At 50.0% G+C, this 15043-nt stretch carries 12 protein-coding genes and 2 rRNA genes (1 of these 14 running past the window's edge); 11 read left to right on the forward strand and 3 right to left on the reverse strand.

The annotated features are described in order from the left end of the window. The first annotated feature begins 397 nt into the window (after positions 1–397). From MRJ96_04965 to MRJ96_05010, 10 genes are all read left to right on the forward strand, one after another. Positions 398–1240, forward strand: coding sequence for an acyl-CoA desaturase (locus tag MRJ96_04965; protein ID MDR4500791.1), 843 nt, complete (start codon positions 398–400; stop codon positions 1238–1240). A gap of 374 nt (positions 1241–1614) precedes the next feature. Further along, positions 1615–2808, forward strand: coding sequence for an acetylornithine transaminase (locus tag MRJ96_04970; protein MDR4500792.1), 1194 nt, complete (start codon positions 1615–1617; stop codon positions 2806–2808). Between the two features lie 36 nt (positions 2809–2844). Next, positions 2845–3804, forward strand: coding sequence for an ornithine carbamoyltransferase (gene argF, locus MRJ96_04975; GenBank protein MDR4500793.1), 960 nt, complete (start codon positions 2845–2847; stop codon positions 3802–3804). Between the two features lie 146 nt (positions 3805–3950). Continuing rightward, positions 3951–5168, forward strand: a complete 1218-nt coding sequence (locus MRJ96_04980) for an argininosuccinate synthase (GenBank protein ID MDR4500794.1) — start codon at positions 3951–3953, stop codon at positions 5166–5168. Beyond that, positions 5155–6645 (forward strand): argininosuccinate lyase, encoded by a 1491-nt coding sequence (gene argH, locus MRJ96_04985; protein ID MDR4500795.1) that lies wholly within the window; start codon positions 5155–5157, stop codon positions 6643–6645. Before MRJ96_04980 ends, argH begins: the two co-directional genes overlap by 14 nt. A 103-nt stretch (positions 6646–6748) precedes the next feature. Continuing rightward, complete coding sequence (locus tag MRJ96_04990) at positions 6749–6934, forward strand: hypothetical protein (GenBank protein MDR4500796.1); 186 nt, start codon at positions 6749–6751, stop codon at positions 6932–6934. An 88-nt stretch (positions 6935–7022) separates the two neighbouring features. Next, entirely contained in the window at positions 7023–8291 is a 1269-nt protein-coding gene (gene lysA / locus MRJ96_04995; GenBank protein MDR4500797.1) for a diaminopimelate decarboxylase, read from the forward strand. Between the two features lie 68 nt (positions 8292–8359). Further along, a complete protein-coding gene (gene dapA / locus MRJ96_05000) occupies positions 8360–9229 on the forward strand; it encodes a 4-hydroxy-tetrahydrodipicolinate synthase (protein MDR4500798.1) in 870 nt (289 codons plus the stop codon). A 24-nt stretch (positions 9230–9253) separates the two neighbouring features. Beyond that, the gene (gene dapB / locus MRJ96_05005) at positions 9254–10057 is read left to right on the forward strand and encodes a 4-hydroxy-tetrahydrodipicolinate reductase (protein ID MDR4500799.1); all 804 of its coding nucleotides are present in this window, start codon (positions 9254–9256) and stop codon (positions 10055–10057) included. Between the two features lie 160 nt (positions 10058–10217). Next, a complete protein-coding gene (locus MRJ96_05010) occupies positions 10218–10460 on the forward strand; it encodes a hypothetical protein (protein MDR4500800.1) in 243 nt (80 codons plus the stop codon). Between the two features lie 15 nt (positions 10461–10475). Here MRJ96_05010 and hemL read toward each other — a convergent pair whose 3' ends face one another. Continuing rightward, positions 10476–11762, reverse strand: coding sequence for a glutamate-1-semialdehyde 2,1-aminomutase (gene hemL, locus MRJ96_05015; GenBank protein MDR4500801.1), 1287 nt, complete (start codon positions 11760–11762; stop codon positions 10476–10478). Between the two features lie 218 nt (positions 11763–11980). Here hemL and MRJ96_05020 point away from each other — a divergent pair, with 218 nt between their 5' ends. Then, entirely contained in the window at positions 11981–12361 is a 381-nt protein-coding gene (locus tag MRJ96_05020) for an STAS domain-containing protein (protein MDR4500802.1), read from the forward strand. Between the two features lie 101 nt (positions 12362–12462). Here the strand turns inward: MRJ96_05020 and rrf are convergent. Then, positions 12463–12579: ribosomal RNA gene (gene rrf, locus MRJ96_05025) — 5S ribosomal RNA — on the reverse strand. A 120-nt stretch (positions 12580–12699) separates the two neighbouring features. After that, a 23S ribosomal RNA gene (locus MRJ96_05030) occupies positions 12700–15043 on the reverse strand (it continues 669 nt past the right edge of the window).

Here is a 15043-nt window from a genome sequence, read left to right on the forward strand (position 1 = left end):
CAATAAACCCCGGAACTGTACTTCCTCTTGGCGACCACGTGACCAGGAGGAAGTTCCGAAAATCCGTGAGTTGAGTTAGGTGGTCCTATTGGCCTGAGTCCAACTCGCCTTCTCCAAACTCCCTATTTACGAGTTCGAGCGGCTAAAATACGGAATCCCTTCCCCTGGAGAACAAAAGCTAGTTAAAACCAAGAGCTTTGACAACATTGGAACCAAACGGTATTCTAAGTACAATTGTCGGGCATCTAACATTAAACGCGAACTCTTCATTGCCCTTCTACCGGCACCTTCGATAACACATCAATAACCAAATAGTTCATGTAACGCCATGAGAACGATGCTTGTTCCCTTGTCTTTATTAAAGAAAGGGCATCTTCCCATCTAAGGCCTGTAGCATATGAATACAGAAACGAGAGAATTCGACTACCTCACGACTATACTGTTCTCATCTATTGTCCTCATGACGATCATCGGACTACCAGTCTTTATCTATTACTACGATTTTTCCTGGGTGGACTGGACGATGTTTGTGATCTTGTACATATTTACGGGACTCGGCATTACGGTGGGTTACCATCGGCTCTTCTCTCACCGAAGCTTTAAATGTACGAAATTCGTGGAGATGATGATGTTGATTGCGGGCGGAATGGCCTTGCAAAATTCCGCATTAAAGTGGGCATCCGACCACATCCGTCACCATGCCCGATGCGATGAAGATGACGATCCCTACAATGCCAAACTTGGATTCTGGTGGAGTCATTGCGGATGGCTGTTCTGGAAGGATAAGGATCCGTCGCGGTTTGAAAAATATAAGACAAGACTGAGAAACAACCCTCTCGTCATGTGGCAACACAACAATTACATCGCGATTGTCCTTGCCGGACTGGTCTTACCGTTTATCGTTGGATTTCTCTACAACGGATGGATTGGCGGGCTGAGCTGTTTTCTCCTTGCCGGAGTGGCACGCACGTTTTTCGTGTTGAACTCGACGTTTTTCATCAACTCGATCTGTCACCTTTGGGGGAGTCAAACGCATGGGACTTCAGACTCGAGCCGCGATAGCTGGATCGTCTCGCTCCTCACATTCGGAGAAGGCTACCATAATTATCATCACATGTATCAGAGTGACTATCGAAACGGCCCGCAATGGTACAATTTTGACCCTTCCAAGTGGCTCATCTGGCTCTTGAGCAAACTCGGCCTGGCCTACGACCTCAGACGGCAGTCAGCTTCGTCCTGAGCCTTTTCATCGGATTCGTCGTCCGACCGGACTATCCTTCTGCAAGCAGCCCCACGGTCTTCCAGGAAGGTCAGAGTACTTGCTCGTGCTTCAGGCTGATGGTTTTCACTCCTACCCCCTAGATCATATTGCACACGTGAGAATCCATGTGCTAGATTCGCCTGTATTCACGCGGGTTTTCTCACGACATAGCGAATCTAGACAAGTCCTATTCGGACTAGCATGACAAACCCTGAGTACTGATTCACTTGGAACAAGTGAAAGGGTATACCCGCTTGGATGCACTGACAACCGTTGGCGCGTATACCAGCAGTGGATATTACGATTCAGCAACTTGGCATTTTATCGATTCGGTATGACTGAAACGGCTAGACATGCTTACTGAAGAAATTCAACAGATCACCAACCAGTACGTGATGAACACGTATGACCGGCTTCCGTTATCGATCGTTCGAGGACAGGGAAGTCAGGTGTACGATGCAGAGGGACGCGCGTATTTGGATTGCGTAGGAGGCATCGCCGTCAATTCCTTAGGATATGGCCACCCTGACTTGATTAACAGCTTAGAACGACAAATTCGTCGCCTGCTTCACACCTCCAATCTTTTTTACACAGAACCACAGGCCCAACTCGCACGCAGACTGGTCAACCATTCATTCGCCGAAAAAGTATTCTTCGCGAACAGCGGCGCAGAAGCGAATGAAGCTGCGATAAAATTGGCCAGAAAATACTCGCACGATCATTTTGGACCTGAACGCTCAGAAATAGTGACCATGGTCAACTCCTTTCATGGTCGTACGTTAGCCACATTGAGCGCAACGGGACAGACCAAAGTCCAACAAGGATTTTGGCCACTTCTTGAGGGTTTCACATCGATCCCATTCAATGACCTTTCAGCCCTTGAGGCCGCCATTTCGGAACGGACCGCCGCCGTCATGCTGGAGCCTGTGTTGGGGGAAGGTGGAGTCGTCGTGGCCGAGGCGGAGTATCTCAAGGCTGTGCGAGAACTCTGTACGTCGCGAAATATTCTCTTGATTTTCGACGAGATTCAAACCGGAATTGGACGTACGGGCTCGCTTTTCGCCTATGAACACTTTGACATACAGCCCGATATCATGACATTGGCCAAAGGATTAGGCGGCGGACTCCCGATCGGAGCCTGTTTGGCCACCCAGGATGTTTCACAGGCTTTCAGTCACGGAACTCACGGCTCGACTTTCGGCGGAAACCCCCTGGCCTGTTCAGCCGCGCTGCAAGTACTCAACATTCTCCTTGAAGGCGGAGAGCTGAACCGCTGTCGAGAACGCGGGGAATATCTTCATAACGGATTACGAGCCTTAATGGACCAGTTTCCTGTCATCAATGAAGTTCGAGGGCTTGGACTGTTACAGGGGATTGAACTCTCGATCGAGGGCAAGCCCATTGTCATGGATTGTCTGGCACGCCGTGTCATCATCAATTGCACGATGGGCCGCGTGCTTCGATTCGTTCCACCGCTGGTCATTACGCAATCGGAGATCGACTCCTTGCTGTCCACACTGTCGGATGTGCTCGCAAAATATTCGTAAGGTCTCAGAGTTAAGACTCAATCGCGTTCATAACATATGAGCCCAACAACCAAAACACGGCCGTCTCAACGATCAGTGAAAGATCTTCTCACCATCGCAAGTCTTTCCGCACAGCATATCTCCACTCTGATCAAACATGCCCGGACATTGCAAAAAAAACGCCGCGCCGGACGTATGCCGCGCCCGCTGCTTGGCAAGACCCTTGGGTTAATCTTTGAAAAGCCCTCGACCCGAACACGTGTGTCGTTTGAAGCGGGAATGAATCAGTTGGGCGGCCAGTCTTTGTTCTTAGAGTCGGAAAAAATTCAACTCAGCCGGGGAGAAAGCTTGGCGGACACCGCCCAAGTCCTGTCGCGATATGTTCATGGCCTGGTAGTCCGGACATTCGATCAAGCCACGCTTGAAGAGTGGGCCACACATGCCACCATCCCGGTGATTAACGGGCTAACCGACCAGTGCCATCCCTGTCAGATCCTGGCTGATTTATTCACGATCATCGAGAAAAAGAAACGCTTAAAGGGGTTAAAGCTCGCGTATGTTGGCGATGGGAATAATGTCACCCATTCGCTGCTAGAGGCTGGCGCCCTTGTAGGCATGCACGTAAGCGTTGGATGTCCGTCGGGCTATGAACCCGATCAAAAAATCGTGGAATGGTCCATGCGAGAAGCGGCAAAACATCATGCCACGATCGACGTTACTCCAGACCCGATCGAAGCGGTCAAAAATGCGGATGTTCTCTACACCGATGTCTGGATCAGCATGGGGCAGGAACGCGAACAGAAACGACGGCTCAAAGCTCTTTCCCCCTACCAGTTAAATGAGCGGCTCTTGAACCAAGCCAAGCCCGATGCCATCGTCATGCACTGCCTTCCTGCACACCGTGGAGAGGAAATTTCCACCGAGGTACTCGACGGTCCGCAATCTGTGGTCTTAGAACAAGCCGAAAACCGGCTCGATATGCAGAATGCCATCCTGATCGATTGGCTTGCGAGGTGACCGTTGATGCGACTCGCCTACCATGCCCCATTCTCAAGAATGCCTTTAGCATAACTTGGTCAGTCATACACATATCATGTAGGACAAACATACGCTCTTAATTACTTATGAAGAAATCTACAAAACAATCAAAACCGCGTTCTTCTGTGCCACAGAACACACAAAAAGTTGTCCTGGCCTACTCGGGCGGACTGGACACATCCGCTATTCTCCACTGGCTAAAAAATTCCCATAGGTTCGAGGTTATCGCGTTCTGTGCTGATCTTGGCCAAGGAGAAGACTTACAAGCCATTAAACAAAAGGCCTTGGCTGTCGGGGCATCCAAAGTCTACGTAGAAGATCTCCGTCATGAATTCGTCAAATATTATGTCTTTCCCATGCTACGAGCGAATGCGGTATACGAAGGTAGCTATTTGCTCGGAACCTCGATTGCCCGGCCTCTCATCGGCAAACGACAAATCGAAATCGCTAAAAAAGAGGGGGCCACGTCCGTCAGTCATGGATCCACGGGAAAAGGGAACGATCAGGTACGATTTGAGTTAGCCTATGCGGCCCATGACCCCTCTATCAGGGTGATTGCTCCATGGCGTGAATGGACCTACACATCCAGAGAAGACTTGATCGCCTACGCCAAAAAACATCGTATCCCCATTACCGTGACAAAGGCGAAACCTTACAGCATGGACCTGAATCTTCTCCACATCAGCTATGAAGGGGGAATACTCGAGGATCCTTGGGTCGAGCCACCAGAGGATATGTTTAAAATGACGGTCTCACCTGAACGCGCTCCCAACAAGTCGCAATCTCTTGAAATTCAATTCCATCGAGGAGATCCGGTCGCCATCGACGGACAACGCTTGAAACCCGCTGACCTCTTGGCACACGTCAACCAACTTGGAGGGAAGCACGGCATAGGTCGAGTCGATCTTGTCGAAAACCGCTATGTCGGCATGAAGGCTCGCGGGGTGTACGAAACTCCGGGCGGGACGATTTTACATGTGGCGCATCGAGGTCTTGAGTCCATTACGATGGACCGAGAGGTCCTGCACCTCCGTGATAGCCTGATTTCTCGTTATGCGGAGCTGATCTACAATGGCTATTGGTTTTCCCCGGAACGCGTGATGCTTCAAACTGCCATCGACCAAGCTCAGCAAGAAGTCACGGGAACCGTGCGAGTTAAGCTCTACAAGGGAAACTGTATCCTGACAGGTCGAAAATCTTCACATTCTTTATACCGAAAAAATCTGGCGACGTTTGAAGAAGGCCGAGGCTACGACCAACGTGACGCCACCGGGTTTATCCGGATTAATGCGTTACGGCTCGCGATGCAAAATAGCCGGAACAAGAAGCATGATGCCAACTAAGAAGTCCACGACTCATACCCCTGATAAACGTCCGGCCTCTCGTACACGAGCAAACCCAGTCGCTCGGAATGCTGCCAGACTGAAACGATCGTCTACCTCAACCACGAAAAAGGCCTGGGGAGGGCGATTCAAGGGACAGACACATCACCTGGTTGAACAGTTCACATCATCCCTACCATTTGATCGACGACTCTATCAATACGATATCCAAGGCAGTATCGCGCACTGCAAGACACTGTATCGAGCCAAAGTCCTCACCAAAAGGGAATGCCAAACCATTACCCGTGGCCTGGAAAAGGTTTTGGACGAATTACAACGTGGACGCTTTGAGTTTCGAAATGAAGACGAAGACATCCACATGAGCATCGAACGCCGACTCACTCAACTCATCGGACCGCTTGGCGGCAAACTCCATACGGGACGAAGCCGGAATGATCAAGTTGCCCTTGATCTTCGTATGTTCGTGAAGGACGCCATAAGCTCGTTGACCTCGGCTATCGCCCGGCTACAAAAAGCCTTAACGGTCAAAGCCCGACAGCATATTCATGTGATGATGCCTGGTTATACCCATCTCCAGCGCGCCCAGCCCGTGTTGCTCGCGCACCATTTTTTAGCATACGTAGAGATGTTCGATCGAGATGCGGGCCGACTGCATGATGCTTTTCATCGGCTCAATGTACTTCCGCTTGGGGTGGGAGCGTTGGCCGGGACGAATTATCCCGTTGACCGGACATACACGGCTAAACTGCTGGGATTTCCTGCTGTCACGACGAACAGTCTCGATACCGTTTCCGACCGTGACTTTGTCGTCGAGGTCCTGAATGCCTGTGCTATTCTCATGATGCATCTCTCGCGATTAAGTGAGGAATTGATTCTTTGGTCTTCCCAAGAGTTTCAATTCATTGAAATGTCGGACGCGTTTTGTACGGGCAGCAGCATGATGCCGCAGAAAAAAAACCCGGATGTCGCAGAATTGGTTCGAGGGAAAACGGGGCGGGTGTATGGGCATCTTATGTCGTTGTTAACCACCTTGAAGGGCCTGCCATTGAGCTACAATCGGGACTTACAGGAGGATAAAGAACCTCTGTTTGACGCTCTAGACACCGTGAATCAGAGTGTTACCCTGTACGCTGAGCTCATCGACCATCTCACCGTTCGAGAAGAGGTAATGAACCAAGCCGTCCAATCCGGCCTGCTGTACGCCACAGAACTCGCGGATTATCTCGTACGAAAAGGCGTTCCGTTTCGTGAGGCCCACGCGATCATAGGGAATCTCGTAAGACACTGTGAAGAACGCAATCTTGATCTCGCCGCTCTTTCACTCGGAGAACTGAAAGCCCACTCGTCTCATTTCTCAAGAGAGGCCCTTCAATTACTTACCCCAGTTGGAGCCACGCGACGAAAAAGCCAAATTGGGGGGACGGCCAGACGACAAGTGGAGGGCAGGTTGCGCAGGCTGGAGAAACGCCTGTTATAATGCCCCAACTTTCCTCAAGAGAAATTTAGTTTTTATGGACTTGTTGCGACTGTCACGATAGCTTATGCCAACCCTTCTTAGATATGTGTTGTGCCTTCTTGTAATGATGAGCTCGGGATGTGGGGCCTCCGGTCCACCTATCGCTCCGGAAGAAGTGGGGTTAGAAGCCAAAATCCGGGCGCAACAGAAACAAGCGAGGGATGGTTCACTGGACAACGAGGACGGTGTGGTTCCATTGGAAGAGGAGGCGGTGCAACTCCCAGCCATGTATCCTGTCGGCACACGATGAGAGCGTTAAGGTGAATCCAGGCGGTCAAGCTGGACTGAATGTTTATCACGATCCCATGATTTACTGATCCATTCGTAGAGATTCAGCGATGCATGATTTTCATTACCAGAACAACCAACTCTATTGCGAGAACGTGTCGATTGCGGAGATTGCGCACAAAGTCGGGACCCCCTGTTACATCTATAGCCATCGGACGCTCATTCGCCATATCCGGGCCTTCGCTCAAGCCTTTCAATCGATTCCCCATACCATTGCCTACGCGATGAAGGCCAATTCGAACCTGGCCATTCTTCGTCTCATGGCGAAAGAAGGGAGCGGGGTCGATATTGTGTCCGGCGGAGAACTCTTTCGCGCCCTGCGTGCGGGAGTTCCATCAACAAAGATTGTCTTTGCTGGTGTGGGAAAATCAGGTGATGAGATTGAACAGGCTCTCAAAGCCGATATTCTGATGTTTAACGTGGAATCAGCCGCAGAGCTGCAGCTGATCAATAGCGTGGCGGGCAAACTCGGGGTTCATGCCAGAGTCGCGTTGCGTATCAACCCAGACATTGACCCGAAAACCCATCCGTACATCTCCACTGGCCTCAAGAAAAGCAAATTTGGCATCGGAGCAGATCGAGCCCTTGAAGAATTCAAAACTGCCGAGGCTTTGCCCCATATCCAAGTTGTGGGCGTACATTGCCACATCGGATCCCAATTAACCGAACTCACGCCGTTTATCGACGCGCTGAAAAAAATCTTAGCGTTGATTGAAGCCCTTAAGGTGCAAGGAACTGATATTCGTTACCTCAATATTGGTGGAGGGCTTGGGATCACGTATTCGGATGAGATGCCTCCTCACCCCAAAGACCTCGCTGAGGCAATCTCACCATTACTAGCCAACCTTAAATGTCAGTTGATCATGGAGCCTGGTCGCTCGATCGTCGGAAATGCTGGTATTATGATCACTCGGGTTCTCTACAATAAAGCGACTGAAGCCAAACAATTTGTCGTGGTGGATGCTGCGATGAACGATTTGCTTCGCCCAAGCCTGTATGAAGCCTACCATGAAATTCAGCATGTTCAAAAACCTGCTGAAGAGCGCGTCAAAACTGTGGACATTGTCGGTCCGATTTGCGAATCAGGAGATTTTCTGGCTAAAGAACGAGCCATCTCAGAGACCAAGGCAGGCGACCTCCTTGCTGTCATGAGCGCGGGAGCCTATGGGTTCACGATGGCATCCAACTATAATTCAAGACCGCGTACCCCCGAAGTCTTGGTCAAGGATGATGAAATCCATATTATTCGTGAACGCGAGCGCTATGACGATCTCATCCGCGGCGAAATCATTCCCGACTTCTTAGACAGTCCGGCATGATTCATCAAAAAACTCCTCTCATGGATGTACCATCTCATACTATTTGCGAACGCTATTGAGGTCTTATCATGTTTTCTGGTTCTCTTGTTGCCATTGTAACCCCGTTAAAGAACGGAAAAATAGACGAAACGGCTTTTGCCGATCTTATTGAGTTTCAGGTCGCAAATGGAACTCATGGCATCGTTCCCTGTGGCACGACGGGGGAATCCGCCACCCTCACCCACCAGGAACACGAACGAGTCGTGGCCTTGACAGTCGAAATTGTCAATAGACGCGTGACCGTCATTGCTGGAACCGGTTCCAATTCTACCGATGAAGCCATTACGTTTACCAAACACGCCCAAAGAGTGGGAGCGGATGGCGCGCTTCTTATCACACCTTACTACAATAAACCGGTCCAGGAAGGACTCATTCAGCACTACTCCACCATCGCCAAGTCTGTCGATATCCCATTAGTGTTGTACAACATCCCTGGTCGCACCGGTGTTAACATGACGCCAGACACCGTGGCAACACTATCTGAAATCACGAATATTGTCGCGATCAAGGAGGGGAGCGGATCACTACAACAGGTTTCTTCGATCATCGAACGATGCGGAGACAAGATGGTCGTCTTGGCAGGAGATGATCCGTTAACGTTGCCAATGATGGCGATTGGAGCGAAGGGGGTTATTACTGTCACGGCCAACGTCCTTCCCGCCGACATGGCCAACATGGTCAATCTCGCGTCACAAGGAAACTTTAAAGAAGCGAGCACCCTGCATTATAAACTCTCTCCTCTCTTTTCTGCGCTGTTTTACGAGACAAACCCGATTCCAGTTAAAGCGGCCTTGGCCAAGATGGGAAAAATTCAACACGAACTTCGATTGCCATTGACCCAACTTTCGGCGCAATATCAAGACAAATTATTTACCGTCATGAAATCCTATGGGATATAGAATTCGAACAATCCTTTATCGACGATGATCAACACGATTATTATGGGAGCGGCCGGACGGATGGGCCAACGTCTTGTGGCCTTGGTTCAAGAATCCGCAACCTTGCAATTATCCGGAGCGATCGAGAATCCCAGCCATCCAACGTTAGGAAAGGATGCAGGTGAAGTTGCGGGAAACGGACTGGCAGGAGTGCTCATACAAAATACGCTTGGCGATGTACTGGAACATGCGAACGTGATCATTGACTTCACCGCTCCACAAGCCACCCTGCTCAATTTGCAACTCGCAGCTACGCAACAGAAGGCGATGGTGATCGGCACAACAGGATTTGAAGCCGATGAGCTTGAACGATTAAAGGAATTGGCCCAAACCATACCATGCGTCTTCGCGCCCAACATGAGCGTCGGCATCAATGTTCTGCTCAACATGGTGGGAAAGGTCGCACGCGCACTTGGTGAAACGTATAATATTGAAGTGATCGAAGCCCATCACAATCAAAAAAGAGACGCCCCGAGTGGCACAGCTTTAAAAATTGCAGAAGTGCTCGCGACCGGGATGGATTGGAATCTTGAGGATGTCGGTGTATATGAACGACATGGCATGATCGACCAACGCAAGATACGTGAGATTGGCATCCAAACGGTTCGTGCAGGAGACATTATCGGGGATCATACAGTTCTTTTTGCTGGCCCAGGAGAACGTATCGAAATTACCCACCGTGCTCACACTCGTGACACATTCGCCCGTGGCGCGATACGTGCCGCAGAATGGGTTGTGAAGCAGCCACCTGGCCTTTATTCGATGGGAGATGTTCTCGATCTAGGATAATCAGGCACCACTATTCCTAGATCTCACATCTCAGGGAGTTCACTTATCCTATTTTTCATTGACAAAGTTAAAGAACCCATGTTTTATTTTGGCTTGCCTTTTGACAGAGTGAACTTATTTCAGGTCAATATTCGACCTGCTTGGTAAGGAGATAAATCTTATGGATATGTTTGGTAAGGTCCCACTTGTTGAGATCCCACTTCATATTACCCCAGACCAAAAACAATGGCTGGACAGAATGGTAGAAGAAGGACGTATCGCGGTTCCACCTGGTGGGAGCTTAGAAAAAGGCTCTGTCATCTCAATGTTCCTTCGCATGCTCATCCATAATGCCATGGAAGAACAAATGCGTCAGGCCGCTCTCGAAGCCGAGGATGACGATGATGATGACGACGACGATTAACGGTCCCGCAGACCGTTATTTTAATGACTGCATAACTTTTCCCACCGCTTTGATGGTTTTTCGAATGTCTGACCTAGAATGGGTAGTTGAAAGAAAGGCCGCCTCAAATTGAGAAGGCGCAAAATAGACTTCCTGTTCCAGCAAGCCATGAAAGAACTTTGCATAGCGTCGGGTATCTGACTTTTTAGCACTTGTGTAGTCTATCACCGGTCCTTTCGTAAAAAATCCCCCAACCATTGATCCAACACGAGTCTGATAGTAGGGAATCTTCGCTCGCTCAGCCGCCAATCCAATCCCGTCTGCCAATTTCTGAGCGTTCTTTTCAAGAATATCATAAATCCCAGGCTTACGAAGGATTTTAAGCGTTTCGATGCCAGCCGTAACGGCCACGGGATTGCCGGAAAGCGTGCCGGCCTGATAGACCGGCCCGGCAGGAGCCACCATCTGCATGATATCTTTCTTTCCCCCATATGCGCCGATTGGCAAGCCACCCCCGATAATTTTTCCTAAACAGGTAAGATCCGGCTTAACCTTGTACAGGGCCTGTGCGCCACCAGGATGAACACGAAATCCTGTCATCACTTCGTCAAAGATAAGCACAATACCAAACTTGTTTGTTATTGCTCGAAGAAACGGCAAAAACTCTGGGTTGGGCGGCACTACACCCATGTTTCCCGCAATCGGCTCAACGATAATGCACCCAATTTTATTGGCATGTTTTTGAACAAGTCTCTCTAGCCCATTTATATCGTTATAGCGAGCCGTCAACGTATGCTCTGCAAAAGCCTTCGGAACGCCTGGGCTATCTGGAATACCGAGCGTTGCGACCCCCGAACCCGCTTTAACCAATAAGTGATCGGCATGGCCATGATAACAACCTTCAAATTTGATGATGGTCTCCCGTTTGGTGTATGCCCGAGCCAGACGAATAGCGCTCATCGTCGCTTCTGTGCCAGAGTTCACCAGGCGAACTTGCTCCACACTAGGCATCATCTTCATAACGAGGTTGGCCAAGATATATTCTTGTTCAGATGGTGCTCCAAAGCTTGTACCGTGCTTGACTGTTTTGACGACTGCCCTCACGACCTTGGGGTGTGCATGCCCGACGATCATTGGCCCCCAAGAAAGGACATAATCCACGTATCGATTACCATCGATATCGAACAGGTGAGAACCCTTTCCTTTTTTCATCGCGAGAGGAATTCCTCCAACTGACTGAAATGCCCGAACCGGGCTATTTACGCCACCTGGAATGACTCGTTTTGTTTTGTTGAATAGTTTCTTCGACTGTTCTGTTTTCAATGGTGCTGACCTCCTTACAAAAAATGTATCGAATGTTTTCCATTAGGTGTCTAAACACGATAGAGCTGTCTTCCACTACCGCCCACGTTCTGACTATTCTCATCTGCGACGTGCTTCTGATATTTGGATTAGAGGTGTTCAAGTTAAGGTTTTGGTCGTTATCACCGATTTAATAGGCATACGGTGACATTGTCACTCGTTTCAGAAAGGAGATAATTATGTACGTTGACCAACGACACCTAGGTGATGTGGTAATTCTAGACTGTTGTGGCCGGTTTGATGAGACAGACCATTCAAACTTCATGAATCAAATCGAAAATCTTCAAGGTCAAGGCCTTACAACTGTTGTCCTGAATCTCACTTCATTGTACTTTCTCGACCCCAAAGTAATTAGTCTATTGCATTTTGCCCATGAATTTCTTCAATCCAGTGGCGGGTCTCTTTCCTTAGTTAGTCCATTAAGCGCAGTCCAGAATGAATTGAACCTTGCCAATATCCCGGATAGTATACCGACATACCCGACTCTTTATGATGCTCTTCACCGTCCCTATACCTTCGACAAGAAAAACACCCCGGTAGCTGAAACTGCTTTAGCATGAGTCCAACAGGATACTCTCCTACTTAGCCAATGCGCCTTATCAGTCAAGAATTGACAAAAAAGAAAGCCTACCACCCAAAGGATGATAGGCTTTCAAAATAATCTCGGCAACGACCTACTTTCCCACAGCTTCGCGGCTGCAGTATCATGGGCCCAGGAGGGCTTAACTTCCGTGTTCGGGATGGGAACGGGTGGGACCCCTCCGGTATGGTCACCGAGAATTCTTTACCGTGATAGCGTCAAAGGATAAGCAAAGGTTAAACCGTTTACAAGTTACCCTTTCACGTTTTCGGTTACACGTTTTATGGTTTTTTTGACCATGTCTATCAAGAGCAAAATGCTGTTAAGCCTCACGGCCGATTAGTACTGGTTAGCTTCGAGCCTTTCAACTCTTCCACACCCAGCCTATCAAACTCATAGTCTTTGAGTGGCCTTTAGGGAGGTTACCCTCCAGGGTGATCTTATCTTGAGGCTAGCTTCCCGCTTAGATGCTTTCAGCGGTTATCTAAACCGGACATAGCTACCCGGCACTGCCGCTGGCGCGACAACCGGCACACTAGCGGTCCGTCCATCTCAGTCCTCTCGTACTAGAGACAGGCCCTCTCAAATCACCTCCGCCCACAACAGATAGGGACCGAACTGTCTCACGACGTTCTGAACCCAACTCTCGTACCGCTTTAACGGGCGAACAGCCCGACCCTTGGGACCGGCTTCAGCCCCAGGATGCGATGAGTCGACATCGAGGTGCCAAACTTCCCCGTCGATGTGAACTCTTGGGGGAAATCAGCCTGTTATCCCCGGCGTACCTTTTATCCGTTGAGCGATGGCCCTTCCACACAGAACCACCGGATCACTAAGCCCGACTTTCGTCCCTGCTCGACGTGTCCGTCTTACAGTCAAGCTCCCTTTTGCCTTTACACTCGACGGCTGATTGCCGACCAGCCTGAGGGAACCTTTGGGCGCCTCCGTTACCTTTTGGGAGGCGACCGCCCCAGTCAAACTACCCACCAGACAATGTCCCTGCCCTGGATGACAGAGCCAGGTTAGAATGTCAGAAAACTAAGGGTGGTATTTCAAGGTTGGCTCCACGAAAGCTAGCGCTCCCGCTTCAAAGCCTCCCACCTATCCTACACATACTCGCCCAACACACAATGTCAAGTTGTAGTAAAGGTGCACAGGGTCTTTCCGTCTAGTTGCGGGCACCCGGCTTCTTCACCGGAACAACAAGTTCGCTGAGTCTCTCCCCGAGACAGCGCTCCAGTCGTTATGCCATTCATGCAGGTCGGAACTTACCCGACAAGGAATTTCGCTACCTTAGGACCGTTATAGTTACGGCCGCCGTTTACTGGGGCTTCCCTTCGGAGCTTCGCCTTACGGCTAACACCTCCAGTTAACCTTCCAGCACCGGGCAGGCATCAGACCCTATACTTCCACTTACGTGTTAGCAGAGTCCTGTGTTTTTGGTAAACAGTCGCTAGAGCCTTGTTACTGCGACCTTGTTCAGCTTGAGGAGTAAATCCTCTCACCTAATCAAGGCACCCCTTCTTCCGAAGTTACGGGGCTAATTTGCAGAGTTCCTTAGGGAGAGTTCTCTCACGCCCCTGGGTGTACTCCACCCACCTACCTGTGTCGGTTTGCGGTACGGTCACTATGATTACTCACTACGAGGCTTTTCTCGGCAGTATGGGATTAGCCCGTTTGTGGCCTTACGGCCTCCCCATCACGTCTCAGCATTAACAAGCCCGTGGATTTGCCTGCGGACTCTGCCTACACGCTTAGACCGGGTATTCCAGGAACCCGGCGGTGCCTACCCTTCTGCGTCCCCCCTTCGTTGATAACGCAATCACAGCGGTACAGGAATGTTGACCTGTTTTCCATCGGCTACGCCTTTCGGCCTCACCTTAGGATCCGACTAACCCTGACCTGACGAACATTGGCCAGGAAACCTTAGGCTTACGGGGACGATGATTCTCACATCGTTTATCGCTACTTATGCCGGCATAATCTCTTCTCTAGAATCCAGCTGTCCTTGTCGGTCAACCTTCAACTCCTAGAGAATGCTCCCCTACCACTTATTTCCGAAGAAACAAATCCGCAGCTTCGGTTGTAAGCTTGAGCCCCGTTAAATTTTCGGCGCAGGCGCACTCGACCAGTGAGCTGTTACGCACTCTTTAAAGGATGGCTGCTTCTAAGCCAACCTCCTGGCTGTCTGAGTATTCCCACAACCTTTCCCACTTAGCTTACTATTCGGGACCTTAGCTGGCGGTCTGGGCTGTTTCCCTCTCGACCACGGACCTTAGCACCCATAGTCTGACTCCCGTGCATCCAGTAACGGCATTCGGAGTTTGGTTGGGTTCAGTAGTGTGGTAACACCCCTAGCCCATCCAGTACTCTACCTCCGCCACGGTTCACACGAGGCTAGCCCGAGAGCTATTTCGGGGAGAACCAGCTATTACGAGGTTTGATTAGCCTTTCACTCCTACCCACAGCTCATCCGAGCATTTTGCAACATACAACGGTTCGGGCCTTCTCCGCCTGTTACGGCGGATTCACCCTGGCCATGGGTAGATCACCTCGCTTCGGGTCTATTCTACGTAACTCAATCGCCCTATTCAGACTCGCTTTCGCTACGGCTCCGTCTTTGCAACTTAACCTAGCTACGCAGAATAACTCGCCGGCTCAT

The organism is Nitrospirales bacterium, from assembly GCA_031315865.1.
GTDB lineage: Bacteria > Nitrospirota > Nitrospiria > Nitrospirales > UBA8639 > JAGQKC01.